Here is a 13,145-nt window from a genome sequence, read left to right as displayed (position 1 = left end):
GCCGTCTGGGCGGCCGTCATACGGTGCTGGGCGGCGGGTAGGGGTGGGGGTGAGTAGTCGTCCGATGGCGGTCCAGTTCACGGGGTTTCCGGGTCCGGGTTGTTCGCGGATGACGTCGTAGCGGCGGCTGTAGGTCTTGGTCTGTCCGAGGGAGGGAGGCAGCAGGACGTATCCGCCGACGCCGCGGAAGTCGAGGTGTAGTCCGCGCAGGCTGCCGTTGCGTTGGGTGGTGCCGGGGTAGTGCAGGTGGAGCCCCCGGAGGGTGTGCGCACGGCGCGGATCCAGCCGTCGATAAGTCCGGCATGTTTGGCCTGGTCGAACGCGGGCCAGCCGGTGCCGTCGGGGCGCACGTCGACGTCGAGGACATCGAAGTTGGGGGCGCCGGTCGGGGTGGCGATGTTCGCGGTCGGGCGGGCGATCCACCAATCGCGGATCTGGACGGTGTCGATGGTTGCGTCGTGGAACCCATTCGTCGTCAGCGGTGGTTTCCCCCCGGGCAGGCACGGGGAGACGGGAATCCCGGCGGCAGCGAAGGTCAGTGCGCGGCGCAGCATGTCGGGCTGCTGGGTGTCGGGGGTGTTGTCCATCGCTGGTGCCTCCGCGTGGTGGGCGTCTTCCATACAGGGAGCTCGTCGAGTGCGCACACGCAGTCTCGGCCGAGCCGGTCAGGTTCGGCGGTCGGCGTCGTCGGCCACGTGTGCCTTGAAGCCGTCGGCGTAGTCCTTCTCGGCCGGTTCGCTCGCCCAGTCGATGGCGGCGGGTGGGCGGTGCTCGCGGGGTTTGCAGCCGGTCCGGGACACCGAGAGCTGGAGGTGGGTGCGGGTCGTGGCGAGGGTCTGGTGCCATTCGGCGGGCCCGCCGGCGGGCCCGCCGGGGTCGTACGCGCCGCGGTGGGCGGTGTGCAGGGCGGAGAGCTCTTCGACGAGGTCCGAGTGGGCGTACCAGCACGGTGGGACGTCGCGGTGGTCAAGGTTGTACCGGCGAACCAGCCAGCGCACCCATCGGTCCAGCGCCACCCAGTGGGTCAACGCCGTGCCGTGGGTGAGGTTGGCGAAGTTGACGGGGCGCGGGACGTTTCCTAGTACCCGGTCGACGAGCGCGTCGACCTCGGCGGGGTCGAGGTCAGGGTCGATGTCGAAGGCGTCTTGGTCGCCGGTCGGGGTGGGCCGGGTCATCGTTCGATGAGGTGGCCGCGGTTGATGGGGAAGTTCCCTTTGAGGACCAGGCCGGTGGGCTGGGTGGGTCGCAGTTGAACCTGGCGGCGGGCGAGCGCTGCTTGCAGGTCCAGGATCTGGGCGACGTTCGCGATCTTCGGCGCCGGCGCTGGCCGGGTCTGCGGTGGTCTGGGGGCTCGACCGGCGGCAGAGGCCGCGCGGTCCAGACCGGTCAGCAGAGCGGTGAGGTCACTGGGTTGGGTGGGGCGCCATCCGTGGGCGGCGTCCTCGGTCCGGTCCCGGACGAGGATGTCGCGGCGATCGTGCAGGGCGGCGAACTCCTGCCTGATCGCGCGAGTGGTCTCGCTCACGACGGCGGCGTACTCGAGCAGGTCCGGCGAGGTTGCCTCGGCCTGTGTGGGGCGTGGGGCGAGGTCGCGCAGGCGGGGCAGGGCGATTGCGCCGATTTCGCGAGCCTGTCCGAGCAGCAGCGCCGATCCGCGCTCAAGGGCGCCCAGACGGGTCTGGTGGCCGACCACGGCCCGCGCGAGGGCGACCGCATGTTCGTGCAACGCAGCCGAGGTGGCTGTGAGCATGGCGGGGAGCGCGGCGCCTGGCGCGTGTGCGGCGGTGTTCAGGGCTGTTGCTGCGGCTGCGGAGACCTGCGACAGGACCCGGGTCACCGCGAGCAGATCGGTGGCCGACGCGGTTTGCGTGGACAGCAGCCGGGTGAGGTTCTGCGTGGCCGCGGGGAGCGCAGCGAGGCGGGGCACGGTGAGGACCCGGTCGGGGCCGAGGTAGTCGGCGTCTGTCAGGTCGGCGGGGCGGGGGGTGCCGGCGAGGTGGATGACTTCGCGGGCTTCGACGCCCAGGGCGGCGAACGCCCCGCGGGCCAGGCGGTCGACATGGTCGAGTCGTCGACGCTCGCGGGAGGGTCGGTTGATGGAGTTGAGCAGATCGCTGTTTGACACGGCGAGCATGTGGGCCAGGGTCGCGAGGTCGCCCACGGCGGACCAGCGCGCGGCCTCGGTGAGCTCGGGCTCGATCATCTCGAGCTCCGCGCCGGCCAGGAACGCGTCGATGGCGAGCCCTTTCCACACCGCCACGGGATCCAGGGCGGCGGCCGGTCCAGCTGGTCGGCCGGCCCATCGCTCCGTCGGCGGACCAAGGTGGTCGGGTGCGGGGCCCAGGCGCGGCAGCGCGCTGAGGCGGTCGACCAGGGTGCGCACGGGGTGGCGGGCCAGGGCGAACGTCTGAACGGTCCGCGGTTGGGTCGGGGCGATCAGGGTGACGCGCCGCAACGCTTCGGCCAGGGCCACCGCGACGTCGTCGTGCAGTGCGCTGAGGTGGTCGAGCTCGTCGGGGTGGGCGTCGCGGTCGGTTAGGGCGAGCGCGGCGTACCGGGCGGCGCGGGCGATGTGCTGCTCGTACCTCACGGGCGGTCCGGGGCGGGGGCGTCGTCGAGCTCGGCGATCAGGTCGAACAGGCGCCGCAGGCTGGCGCTGATCGGCACGCACCGAGCAGCAGGCTCGATGGTGGGGATCGCGGACCTCAGCGCATGGCGGGCGTGCTCAAGGCAGGTCAGCGGGGTGACGTCCTCGCTCAGGTCCGGGTCGACCGCGTCGGGCAGGTGGCCGGGGTCGTCCAGGTCGGACCAGGCCGCGCAGATCCGCAAGGCGACCTCGGAGTCGGCGGCGCACCGGTCCAGTGCGGCAGCGAGGTACCCGCGGGCCACCGCCACTTGGTCGAGGTCAGGCTCGGGATCCGGGGGGTGGCGGTGCCGTTCGAGGTCGGTGTTCACCGGGGTGCTCCTTCGGGTGGTTGTGCAAGCAGGGAGCCTGGCCCGTGCGCACCTGTGGGTGGCGCAGAAGTGGGACGGGTTGTGGACAGCCCCGCCGGGGCGGGGTCCTGTGGGTGGGTCGGGTGGGCGAGGCCGCTGGCGGCCAACGGCGTCGGCGTCGCTGAGGTGCGCAGTTGCTGTTCGACGCCGGTGCGCGCTGTGGTGAGCGTGGCGGCGTCGCAGCGGGCGGTCCAGGGGTGCAGGTCCAGCACGATGGGTGGTGCGGTGCGCAGTAGGAGCACCCCGGTGCCGAACGGCAATGTGCGCAGCTGGGAGGTGTCCATGACGGGCACGCGGCGTACGGAGGAGGAGGTGGAGCGCGCGCCGTGGGAGTCGCGGGAGACCGATTGGGTGTCTTCGTCGCGGTCGCCGATCAGGGCGGCGAGGTCGGCCAGGTCGCGGGCGTTGCTGCCCCCGCCGAGGATGATCTTCGCGATCGCCGCGTCCCACAAGGTGTTGGCCTGCTGCTCGCCCCACTTGTCGCGCGCCTGGGACAGGGACTGCAGCACGGCCAACGTCGTCAGGCCGGTCCCGCCTCCTTCGGACATCAACGACGGCAGGGAGGGCAGGGGGGCGAGGTTGCCGATCTCGTCCAATGCGAGCAGCAGGGGTGGGTCAAGGCGTGCGCCGGGCGAGGCTGCGGCCAGGCGTCGCGCGGTCTCGACCATGTCCTCCACCAGGGCGGCGACCAGGGCGGCGGCGGCGCCGGCCCCCGATGCGGTGCCGAGCAAGTACAGGGTGCCGCGTTCGCGCAAGAACGTGGCCGGGTCGAACTCCTCCCCGTCGCGGGGAGTCACGGCGTCAAGGACCCGGGGGTCGGCCAGGGACCCGAGGGCTTGGCGGACCCCGAGCCAGATCGAGTCCCGGGTGCGCGGGTCGGACCGGGCGGCTTGGTCCAGGGCGTCGTCCCACCCCGGGGCGGCTCCGGGGCGGGCCAGGATCGTGACGGCTTCGGTGACCGCGGTCGGGTCGAGTGACCACCGGTACAGGTCCCGGGCGCCGCGCCCATCCAGCGCGGCGGCGTGCAGCAGGGCGCGCAGGACTGCTTCGGATTGGCTCTGCCAGAAGTCCCCGTCGTCCATCGTGCGTGACATTCCCGTGCCCGCGGCCAAGCCGCGGGCACGGATCATCGCCGTCTGGGGCAGCTCGCACCCGCGCACCGGTGACCAGCGCAACCCGCCGGGCACCCCGGCGGCCAGATGCTGCGGGTCGAACACTGCGACCGGGCGATCCTTTTGCCGGGCGCTGAAAGTGACGGCCAGGTTGTCCGGGCGGGTGGACGTCGTCACGACAGCGCCGGGTGCGTCCAGGATCATCGGGATCACCAGGTGCAGCCCCTTGCCGGACCGGGGCGGTCCGACGATCAGCATCGAGTCCTCCACCGACGCCCACGCCTGGCGGCCACGCGAGCGCCCGAGCAGGTAGCCGACCTCGACCGGTTCAGGCCGGTGCACCGACGGGCGAGCGTGGCGCGCGCGACGGGTCACGGTGCGCCCGCTGGCCGCGGCACTGACTTCCGCCGCGGTGGCCGTGCCCGGCAGGGTCCGCGGATCGGCGCGCAGTCGCCGGTCCTGACCGCGCCACCACCGGACCCCAAACATCCCGGCCGCAACGACAGCGACGGCCAGCACGCCAGTGATGGTCCAGTAGGGGACAGGACCGGGCATGGCAGTGCCCCAGGCCGCGGTCGGGTCACCCGGATGCTTGAACACACCGAACGCACCGCTGAGCCCCACCCGGGGTGGGCGGTGCCCCGTAGCCCGGGCAGCCAGCCACGCACCCGCCTTCAGGACGGCCGCGGCACCCACCAGGGCGCCGAGGCCAATCAGGGCGACATCCGTGAGCTCTGTGCCCGGCTGGGGTCGAGAGCCTTGCTGCCCGCTCACCGGGTGACCCCCTGCCGCGCGGGTACTTCCCGTACCGGTGCGCGGCGATCGCGGGGCCGCTCGAGTATCAGGTCCGCACCCGGCGGGCGACCGCCCAGCCCGTGGTCGGTCGCCAGGGTGTCCAGGATGCCGCGCGCGGCGCGCACGACCCGTTCGGCGGTGGCGCGCACCGTGGCGGCCGGGTCGGCGCCGCCCGCCCACGACGCGACGTACGGGAGCGTGTACGCGGTGGTGGTCATCCCGTGCGCGGCGCCGATCAGGTAGGCGACCGACTCGGCCTCGACCTCACTGACGTGCCGGGGCACCGATGGCCCCACGAGTTGGCCCGCCACGATGTGCGGCGCGTGCAGTACGACGTGCCCCAGCTCGTGGCTGAGCGTCTTGGTGCGCGCTGCGGGGTCCATGTCCGCGCGGACCCGCAGCTGGCGCGACCCGAAGTCCGTCACGCCGTTCGCCCCGTCCAGCACGGCCGCATTGGCGACGTCAGCCAGCTCGAACCCGGCCACGCGGACCTGCTGGGCCAGGCCCGCCCACAATCCCGCCGGCGCCTGACCTTCCAGGAGCACCGGACGCGGGGCCAGGGGTAGCACGGCGCCGTCGGTCTGGGACAGGGAGAACACGGTGCCCGTGGTCCACCCGACCACGTTGCGGCGCGTGACGGCGGTCTCGCCCGGCGCGGGCGTCGCGCCGCGGTCGATGGGTCGGCGTTCGCCGTCGGGCGTGACGGCTTCGTGGATCGTGCGGTTGCGCGGGCACAGAATCGTGTGGCCGTGCTGCCCGGCGATCACTTGACGGCCCAGGGCCTTCCACGTCGCATACCCGGCGACCACCTCGGGCACCGGATCAGAGACCAGGCCTGCCTGGAACGCGCGGGCGTGCGAGGACGCGATCAGCAACGAGTTCACGAAGCTGTACCGGTGGAAGTGCGCCGCCGTGGCGAGCGCGCGTTGCCAGTCCGCACTGGACTGCAGGCCCTGCACCAGGGCGACCAGGCTCTCGTGGGCGAGCGCCAACCGGTCGACCGAGGAGCTTGACCCAGACTTTTCGCTGCGTGTCGTTGTCATGTGTCAGGGAGGTCGGCGGGTGCGCACGCGACCGCGGGGTGGCGCGGCCGCGCGGGCCGCGCGATGGTGGAGGGGACGACGCCCAGCAGCCCCCTGCCTGGGCGTCGCCGCACCGGGAGCGGCCGGTCGCCACCTGTTCGTGTGACCACGGCGCGCGAACCGGCAGCGTGAACCGTCGCGAGATTGTCCACACCACAGCGCGGTTTGCTCGCGGTGCGATCGCTACCCGGGGGCTGTCTTGCTGCCGTTCGGGCACGGCGAGGGTCCAGCGCTCATGTTCGGTTCGGATCCGTCGAGAATCTCGCGAACCCGTTATTTTCGTCGTTCATGCGTGCGGTGGTGTCGAACACGGCGAGCTCGCCGCGGGTCATCTGGTGTTGCACCACGAATGCGCGATCGCGGATGCGCCACAGTCCCTGTCCAACACCGAGGGTGGGTAGCAGGTCACGTTCGGTGGCGGTCAGGCCGAGGGTTGCCGCGGAGGTGTCGAGCTGGTCGGATTCCTGGCGGTAGACGATGCGGGTGGAGCAGTCGGCGAGCAGTCCTTGGGCCAGGGCGCGGGCTTCGCTGCGTTGGTCGCCCACGGCGTCCAGGTCGGAGAGCCGGTGGATGACCATGAGGTTCGCGATGCCGTATGCGCGGGACAGCTTCCATTGGGACTGCATCCGGCGGATCAGGGCGGGGTGGCGCATCACGCGCCACGCCTCGTCGTACACGACCCAGCGCCGCCCCCCGTCGACGTCCAGCAGGGCCGCCTCCATCCAGGTCGACGCGCACGTCATCACCAGCGACAGCAGCGTGTCGTTGCCCGAGACCCCAGACAGGTCCAACGACACCATCGGGGAGTCGGGGTCGAACCGGATCGTCGACTCGCCGTCGAACAGGCCCGACAGGTCGCCGTGGACCATGCGCCGCAGCGCGTGGCCGGCGTCGCGCCCGTCCGCCCGCAGCAACGCCACCTCCGCAGGGCTCGCACCCGCCGGGTCCAGGAGTTGGTCCACGACGGTCGGCAAGGTCGGCACCGCGGTGGTGGTCACCGCGGCGCGCAGTGCGGTGTCGATGGCGGTGTGCTCGACGGGCTGCAGGGCGCGGCCCAGAACGGTCTCGGCGAGCACGCCGAGCAGTTCGCGGCGTCGGGTCCACACCATCATCTGCCACTGGTCGTCGACCAGTCCGGGTGGTCGGCGCCCTTCGTCCAGGGGGTTCAGCCGGGTGGTCAGGCCGTGACCGAGGGTGATTGCCGTCCCGCCGACCGCGCGGGTCACCGCGGTCCATTCACCCTTGGGGTCGCCCGGGACGTACACGCGGATCCCGAAGGCGAGGGACCTGGTGGCCAGGGACTTGGCCAGGGCGGACTTGCCGGTGCCGATCACCCCGGCCAGCAGCACGTTGGGGTTGGTGAGCATCCCCTGCCGGTACAGCACCCAGGGGTCGTAGACGAACGACCCACCCGAGAGCATGTCCGCCCCGATCAGGACCCCTTGGGAGCCCAGGCCCGCTTCGGCCAGGAACGGGTACGCACCGGCCAGCGTCGCCGACGTCGCCGCGTGCGGGGGCACCCGAAACGGCAGCCACGACCGCAGCGCCGCCGGGCCCGGCTCACCCGACCGCGGCACCCACCCAGTTTGTGAACGACCCGCGCGCGCGGCCTTCGCCGTCGAGGCGCGGTCGTCGCGTGTGCGGGTGCGGGTGGCGCGCTCGAGGTCGGCCACCTCGCGGCGCCGCTGTCGGCGCTGGGCGCGCGGGCGCCCGGGTGGGGTGAGCAGGGGTGTGGTCAGGAGGCGGGGGGCGTCCATCGCCGGTCAGATCCCTCGGGCCAGGGGCAGGGCGGCGGCGGTGAACGCTTGGGCTTGCTGGCCGAGAAGGAGCCGGGTCTCGCAGCCGGCTTGGACGGCGGCCTGCTCGATCGCGGACCTGGCGGCCTGCAGGGAGTCCAGGTCGGGGGCGGTCACGCACAGGAATCCGGCGTAGCGCAGGTCGCCGTGCCCGGCGACGAGATCGCGTTCGCGTTGGGTGACGTCGGCCCATTCCTGTTCGGCGCCGAAGTCGGCGATCTGCCCGATGCGTTGGCGTTGGGCGGCGTCGGTCTGGTACTCCACGCGTTCCTTGCGCACCGACCGCATGGCCTCGGCGGTCGTCAGCGGGTGGGCCACGATCGAGGTGGCCCGGCGCACCCCGGCGGCCAGCAGGATCGAGGACAAGAACGAGGGGTACACCTCGTAGCGCGGCCATTCGGAGATCCAGTACACCGCGTGCACCCCGGAGTCGGTGCGCAGGTGGTCGAAGTGCTCATGCACCGCGACCGGGCCCGCCGCCTCCAGGTTGCGGCCCACCCCGGTGCGGTCCAAGCTCTGGGCGGCGCCCGGGTCGTACGCCAGGCGCAGCATCACGGCCAAGTCGTCAGGCTCGACCCACCCGTCCACGGTGATGTCCGCCGCGCGCAGCGCGGCCACCACCGTGGCCAGCTCGCGGCGCAGGACCGCGGCCGCCCCGCCCACGCCGCCACCTTCGGCCCGCACGGCCCGGCGTGTGCGGGTCATGTCCAAACTGATGGAGATCGTGGTTTCGTGGCGTTCGGCGGCGGGGCCGGCCTGCTCGACGAGCTCGTCGTACTGGCGGGCCGACCAGGAGCCATCGCGGCGCCCGCGGTCTCTCCAGTGCTGGCGCACGCCGTGCCCGGAGTCGGGCAAGGTGCGTTCGAGGATTTGGACGCGGGCGATGCGCCCCGATGCGCAGCAGGTGGCCAGCACCCGCCCCCACCCGGCCACGCGCCGGTCCTGGTCGCCGGGGGCCAGCAGGACGAACGAGGGGTGGCGGACTTTCGCCACCGCGGTGAGGGTGTTCGCGTACGGGTCGTGGATCATGGCCGCTCCGGTGAGGGTGTCGTGGTGGAAACGCAGGCACGCGGCGTCCCCGGGCAGGGCGAGGGTCCCGGCCGGGCGGGGGCGCAGCACGCGCACGCCGTAGATGTTCTGGCCGCGCGCACGGCGCAGCACCCAGTGCCCGTACACGGGCACCCACTCCACCGCCCGGCGCCCGCCGACCCACACGAACGCCAACCCGAGCGCGGACCCCCACGCCGGTGCGGTCCACACCAGGGCGCTCATGCCGCCCAGGTACACCGCGGGCACCGCCACGAGTAGGGCCACGCCAATCGCGGTGACCCGGGCGGTGGACAGCCCGAGCAGGACCCCACGCGAGGACCGGCGCCCGAACCGCACCGTGCGGGCGGTCTCGCCGTTCTCGGTGGGCCGTGCGGGTGCGATCGTCATCAGGACTCCTTGCTGGACTGGGCGGCAGGCCGGGCGGCGCGCGACGTCCCCGCCGGTGGGTCGGGGACGAAGCCCGGGGTGGAGGCACCGGAGCGACCCCGCGGCGGACCGGTCGATACTGCGATTGCTGGCGCGCTGGACGGAGCCAGGCCGCCTGGCAGTGGCGCCCCACCGGTCGCGGCGCGAGACCCACCGGCCCCACGGGCGCCGGCGGCGCCGGCCGAGCCACCGGCCGCGCCCCCGACGATGGGGGCCACGGTGCGCATCATCGACTGGGCGCTGGTGCGGCCCTGGTGGACCGCGGCCAAGGTGGCGCCGTTGGTGGCGCGGTGGAACTCGGAGGCCACCGCAGTGCCGGCGAAGTCGAGGAACTTGAAGCACGCCCACGGTGCCAAGCACGCCAGCAGCAACAAGATCAGACCGGACATCAACGCACCCAAGCCGGTGCGCTGACCGACCATCCCGACCGCGACGATGAACACCACCACGATCGCCAGCTTGGACAAGACCAGCGCCAAAGTGACCTGCACCCACCGGCGCACCCACCCGGTGGTGATCCGCGCCGTGCCGCCCGCGAACGCCAACGGGGCAACCACGACGGCGACCACGATCAGGGCCTCGCGGACCAGCAGGGTGCCCAGCGTCAACACGGCGCCGACGATGAACAGCAACCCGAACACGATCATCAGCGCCGAACCGCCGCCGCTCATCGTGCCCAGATTCATCAGCAGGGACACGTCCAGCAGGGACCGGGCGGCGGCCTCGATGCTCGTGCCGGCCATCCCCGCCAGGGCGTCGCAGATGCCGTCGACGGCGAGCAGCAGGGACTGGGTCACCGTGGCGGCCACGGCGGCGCCGAGAAGCGCACCGCCGGCGCCGATGACCGCGCGCAGCAGACCGCCGGGTTCTTGGCGCACGGCGGCCATGGCGACCTGGACGACGAACAGGCCCACGACCAAGATGGCGGCCACCGAGGCCAGGGCCGCGGCGTTGCGCGCGACGTAGCTCGCGCCGAGATCGAGGGTGGACGTCGTCGAGATTGCCCCGAACACGGCGTCCATCACGGACGCCGCCCCGCGCGCGATCCCTTGGCCGACCGCGTCCAGGACGCCGCCGGCGGTGGAGCCGGCGACGTTGCCGGCCACCCCGGCCACGGCGCAGGCGGGGGACAGGGGGAGCAGGTCGCACATCTCCATGACGGCGGCCCTCAGACCAGGTTGCCGGCGTTGGAGAAGAACGTGACGATCGCGTTCGCCGCCCCGATCAGCAGCGCGGCGCCCGCGGCCACCACGACACCACTCTTGCCGCGCCCGGCCAGGTGCGGGTTGCCGGAGTTGGACCCGAACCCCCACACGACCGCCGAGGCGACCAGCGCCGCCACACAGACCACCAGGCCGAAGGTGAGCATCGCGCCGACGATGTCGCGCAGCTGGGTCAGGCCGGGCAGCCCGGTGGTATTCGAGGTCACGCCGGGGTCGTCGGCGAAGATGCGCAGCGCGTGGGTGAACGGGGCGGTCATGGGGACTCCTAGGCCGGGCGGGTCCGCTGCAAGCGGCTTCCCCCCAGAGAGGACCCCCGGTGCGCACACCACCCCCACCGCGCGCCGCCGGACGCCGGTCGGTGTTCGGGGTGGTGTCAGCCGGTCAGGCGCAGTGCGCCGATGAATCGCGGCGACCAGTACGAGTTCGACGAGACGCCGGTGACGATCTTCACGACGTCGCCGGTCTGGGGGGCTTCGAGCATGGAGTCGCCGCCGGCCGCGAGCCCGACGTGGAAGATCGTGGCCGGGTCGGTGATGTCGGTCGCGAAGAAGACCAGGTCTCCGGGCTGCAGCTGCGACATCGACGCGATGCGCATCCCGGGGGCGAACCACTGCTCACGTGAGGTGCGGGGCAGCGTGATCCCGGCGTGCGCCCACGCGTACCGGGTCAGACCGGAGCAGTCGAACCCGACCGTGCCCGCCCCGCTGCCGGTCCCTCGGGAGGGCCCATTCAGGTCACCGCCGCCCCATGCGTACGGCGTGCCGACCCAGCGTGCCCCCGCTTCAAGGGCCACCGCGGCGGACCCGGACGCTGGCGCGCACCCACCCGCGGCGGGCGCATCGCCGGGGGCGATGGCTGCGAGCCACGTGGTGGCCGCGGACTGCCATCGGGCGTACGCGTTGGGGAACGCCGAGCGTTGGACAGCTTGCGCTGCCACGGTCAAGGGGAGCTGCTGCCACCCGGCGACGTCGAGCAGGCCCGAGTTGGGGGTGGGGGAGGACGGCCCGCCGTAGAACGCCGCCGCGGCGTAGGCGGGGTCGCGGACCTGGGTGGGGGTGCCCCACCCGGTGGAGGGTCGCTGCTGGAACAGGCCCAGGGAGTCCCGGTCGCCGTAGTCCAAGTTCCGCAGCCCGGACTCTTGCATCGCGGTCATCAACGCGATCACCAACCCGCGCGCAGGAACACTGCGCTGCTGGCCGACCGCCACGATCACCCGGGCGGCGGCGGACTGCTCCGCAGTCAGGTCCGCGACCGGCGCGCCACCCAACGGTCCGCACCCGGCCGGAACCGGCGTCGCCGCGAGCCCGGCGAACGCGCCGGTCAGCGCGATCAGGGTCACGGTGGCGAGGGTGGCGGCTTTGGTGGCCGCGCTCACGGCACCACGGAGGTGCCGACCAGGACCAGCTTGCAGCTGTCGACCTGCGCGCCCGGGGCGGGGCAGCGCATCCCGATCGTGATCGTCCGCTCCCTCGTGGCGCTCTTGACCTGACCTGCTTCGACGTAGTGGGTGGTCTGTTGCCCGGTGACGTTGCGCATCGCCCACCCGGCCTCGGCCTGCCCGCTGGTCACGACCTGCTCCCAGGATCCCGGCTCCCACACGTCGCCCGGGACCCATTGTGAGTACTGCTCGTTGGCGCGCATGCGCGCCCACAGGTCATCGGCGGGGATCCGCTCGTCGACCATGGCTGCAAGGTCTGCCACCCCGGACGCCGACATCTGGGGGTCCGCGCCGGCGAGCAGCAGCTCGCGGTAGTCGGCTGCCTCGGTGGTCCGGGCGTCCATCCCGAACACCACCGCGGTGACCGCCCGAGCGAACTCGTCCGGGTCCGCTGTGACCGCGATCGCGCCGGCGACCACCGGTGCGGGGCCTGACGGCGACGGTGCGGCCGGCGGAGCCTCGCCCGTCACGGCGGGGGTTGCGGCTTTCGCGGTGGGTGTGGGCAGGTTGCTGCGGTACACCAGCACCGCGCCGATGAGCAGCACACCCACCAGTACCAGCGCCGCGAGTATGCGACCGGTTCGCCTCATGGCGTCCTCCCTTAGGTTCACCGCAGGGAGCGGTCGTGGTGCGCACCAGGCACATGGGCGCCGGTCCTGTTTCTAGCCCAGGACGGACATACCTCGCCACTTATCCACACAAATACAACGATCTTCGTAGAAGCCTTCAGCAAGTGCCGAAGTGCCTGCAGGTCCTTCTTGTGGTCCTGACCAGGGTGTTTGCTGCGGCACTTGGGCTCTGGCATCTGCCGGTCACCTGCCGCAACTGCCGCCCGCCGGACCGCTTCGGCGCGGCACTTGCGGCACTTCACGGCGCACCGCGAACCCAGTCCGCGGACCAAGTGCCGCCCACCGGCAGTCGTACACTAGTTCGATGGGCGAGGTGGATTGGTCGCGGTGGCGGCGCACCGCGACCGGGTACGAGCTGATCGCGCCACCGGGGTGCCCGAACGGGCACCGGTGGACCAGTGACGGTCCCGGGCGGCCCGCGCAACGCTCGGTGACCTGCTCGTGCACGATCGAACGCCGCCACCTGGTGTGGGTGTGCCCGGCGTGCGGGACCTACTGCGCCGAGGGCTGCACGGACGTCGCGGCGTGGGCCGGGTCAACCGTGCCCGCCACCGTCGGGCTCGAGCGGCGGGCCCGCCTGCACCCCAGGTGAGCAGCCAG

At 72.7% G+C, this 13,145-nt stretch carries 13 protein-coding genes; 1 reads left to right on the top strand and 12 read right to left on the bottom strand.

Going from position 1 to position 13,145, the window contains the following annotated elements:
• Window positions 1-77: 77 nt before the first annotated feature.
• From VTA80_RS00930 to VTA80_RS00875, 12 genes are all read right to left on the bottom strand, one after another.
• A complete protein-coding gene (locus VTA80_RS00930) occupies window positions 78-587 on the bottom strand; it encodes a bifunctional DNA primase/polymerase (RefSeq protein ID WP_407343556.1) in 510 nt (169 codons plus the stop codon).
• A 78-nt stretch (window positions 588-665) separates the two neighbouring features.
• Window positions 666-1,175 (bottom strand): hypothetical protein, encoded by a 510-nt coding sequence (locus VTA80_RS00925; RefSeq protein WP_407343555.1) that lies wholly within the window; start codon window positions 1,173-1,175, stop codon window positions 666-668.
• On the bottom strand, window positions 1,172-2,590 hold the full coding sequence (locus VTA80_RS00920) for a hypothetical protein (RefSeq protein WP_407343554.1): 1,419 nt from the start codon (window positions 2,588-2,590) through the stop codon (window positions 1,172-1,174). The genes VTA80_RS00925 and VTA80_RS00920 overlap by 4 nt, the downstream gene beginning before the upstream one ends.
• Window positions 2,587-2,955, bottom strand: coding sequence for a hypothetical protein (locus VTA80_RS00915; protein ID WP_407343553.1), 369 nt, complete (start codon window positions 2,953-2,955; stop codon window positions 2,587-2,589). The genes VTA80_RS00920 and VTA80_RS00915 overlap by 4 nt, the downstream gene beginning before the upstream one ends.
• On the bottom strand, window positions 2,952-4,880 hold the full coding sequence (locus VTA80_RS00910; protein WP_407343552.1) for a type IV secretory system conjugative DNA transfer family protein: 1,929 nt from the start codon (window positions 4,878-4,880) through the stop codon (window positions 2,952-2,954). Before VTA80_RS00910 ends, VTA80_RS00915 begins: the two co-directional genes overlap by 4 nt.
• The gene (locus tag VTA80_RS00905) at window positions 4,877-5,944 is read right to left on the bottom strand and encodes an ArdC family protein (protein WP_407343551.1); all 1,068 of its coding nucleotides are present in this window, start codon (window positions 5,942-5,944) and stop codon (window positions 4,877-4,879) included. Before VTA80_RS00905 ends, VTA80_RS00910 begins: the two co-directional genes overlap by 4 nt.
• A 272-nt stretch (window positions 5,945-6,216) precedes the next feature.
• A complete protein-coding gene (locus VTA80_RS00900; protein ID WP_407343550.1) occupies window positions 6,217-7,740 on the bottom strand; it encodes a VirB4 family type IV secretion system protein in 1,524 nt (507 codons plus the stop codon).
• Window positions 7,741-7,746: 6 nt separating this feature from the next.
• Window positions 7,747-9,216, bottom strand: coding sequence for an SCO6880 family protein (locus VTA80_RS00895; protein WP_407343549.1), 1,470 nt, complete (start codon window positions 9,214-9,216; stop codon window positions 7,747-7,749).
• Window positions 9,216-10,412, bottom strand: a complete 1,197-nt coding sequence (locus VTA80_RS00890; protein ID WP_407343548.1) for a hypothetical protein — start codon at window positions 10,410-10,412, stop codon at window positions 9,216-9,218. The genes VTA80_RS00895 and VTA80_RS00890 overlap by 1 nt, the downstream gene beginning before the upstream one ends.
• 11 nt (window positions 10,413-10,423) lie before the next feature.
• Window positions 10,424-10,735, bottom strand: coding sequence for a DUF6112 family protein (locus VTA80_RS00885; protein WP_407343547.1), 312 nt, complete (start codon window positions 10,733-10,735; stop codon window positions 10,424-10,426).
• Window positions 10,736-10,851: 116 nt separating this feature from the next.
• Window positions 10,852-11,853, bottom strand: a complete 1,002-nt coding sequence (locus VTA80_RS00880; protein WP_407343546.1) for a C40 family peptidase — start codon at window positions 11,851-11,853, stop codon at window positions 10,852-10,854.
• Window positions 11,850-12,506, bottom strand: a complete 657-nt coding sequence (locus VTA80_RS00875; RefSeq protein WP_407343545.1) for a hypothetical protein — start codon at window positions 12,504-12,506, stop codon at window positions 11,850-11,852. Before VTA80_RS00875 ends, VTA80_RS00880 begins: the two co-directional genes overlap by 4 nt.
• Window positions 12,507-12,849: 343 nt before the next feature.
• Between VTA80_RS00875 and VTA80_RS00870 the strand changes: the two genes are divergently transcribed.
• Window positions 12,850-13,137, top strand: coding sequence for a hypothetical protein (locus tag VTA80_RS00870; protein ID WP_407343544.1), 288 nt, complete (start codon window positions 12,850-12,852; stop codon window positions 13,135-13,137).
• Window positions 13,138-13,145: the final 8 nt, after the last annotated feature.

Origin of the sequence: Pengzhenrongella phosphoraccumulans (genome assembly GCF_045689905.1) — a bacterium.
In the GTDB taxonomy this organism is placed as follows: domain Bacteria; phylum Actinomycetota; class Actinomycetes; order Actinomycetales; family Cellulomonadaceae; genus Pengzhenrongella; species Pengzhenrongella phosphoraccumulans.
The sequence above is the reverse complement of the archived record's forward strand: the minus strand, read 5'-3'. Positions and strand labels throughout refer to the sequence as shown.

What these genes read in the sequence shown, in the direction of transcription:
- VTA80_RS00890 (WP_407343548.1), bottom strand. Translation starts at nt 10,412, where the DNA reads ATGGAGATGTGCGACCTGCTCCCCCTGTCCCCCGCCTGCGCCGTGGCC.
- VTA80_RS00870 (WP_407343544.1), top strand. Translation starts at nt 12,850, where the DNA reads ATGGGCGAGGTGGATTGGTCGCGGTGGCGGCGCACCGCGACCGGGTAC.
- VTA80_RS00885 (WP_407343547.1), bottom strand. Translation starts at nt 10,735, where the DNA reads ATGACCGCCCCGTTCACCCACGCGCTGCGCATCTTCGCCGACGACCCC.
- VTA80_RS00875 (WP_407343545.1), bottom strand. Translation starts at nt 12,506, where the DNA reads ATGAGGCGAACCGGTCGCATACTCGCGGCGCTGGTACTGGTGGGTGTG.
- VTA80_RS00900 (WP_407343550.1), bottom strand. Translation starts at nt 7,740, where the DNA reads ATGGACGCCCCCCGCCTCCTGACCACACCCCTGCTCACCCCACCCGGG.
- VTA80_RS00895 (WP_407343549.1), bottom strand. Translation starts at nt 9,216, where the DNA reads ATGACGATCGCACCCGCACGGCCCACCGAGAACGGCGAGACCGCCCGC.
- VTA80_RS00925 (WP_407343555.1), bottom strand. Translation starts at nt 1,175, where the DNA reads ATGACCCGGCCCACCCCGACCGGCGACCAAGACGCCTTCGACATCGAC.
- VTA80_RS00930 (WP_407343556.1), bottom strand. Translation starts at nt 587, where the DNA reads ATGGACAACACCCCCGACACCCAGCAGCCCGACATGCTGCGCCGCGCA.
- VTA80_RS00905 (WP_407343551.1), bottom strand. Translation starts at nt 5,944, where the DNA reads ATGACAACGACACGCAGCGAAAAGTCTGGGTCAAGCTCCTCGGTCGAC.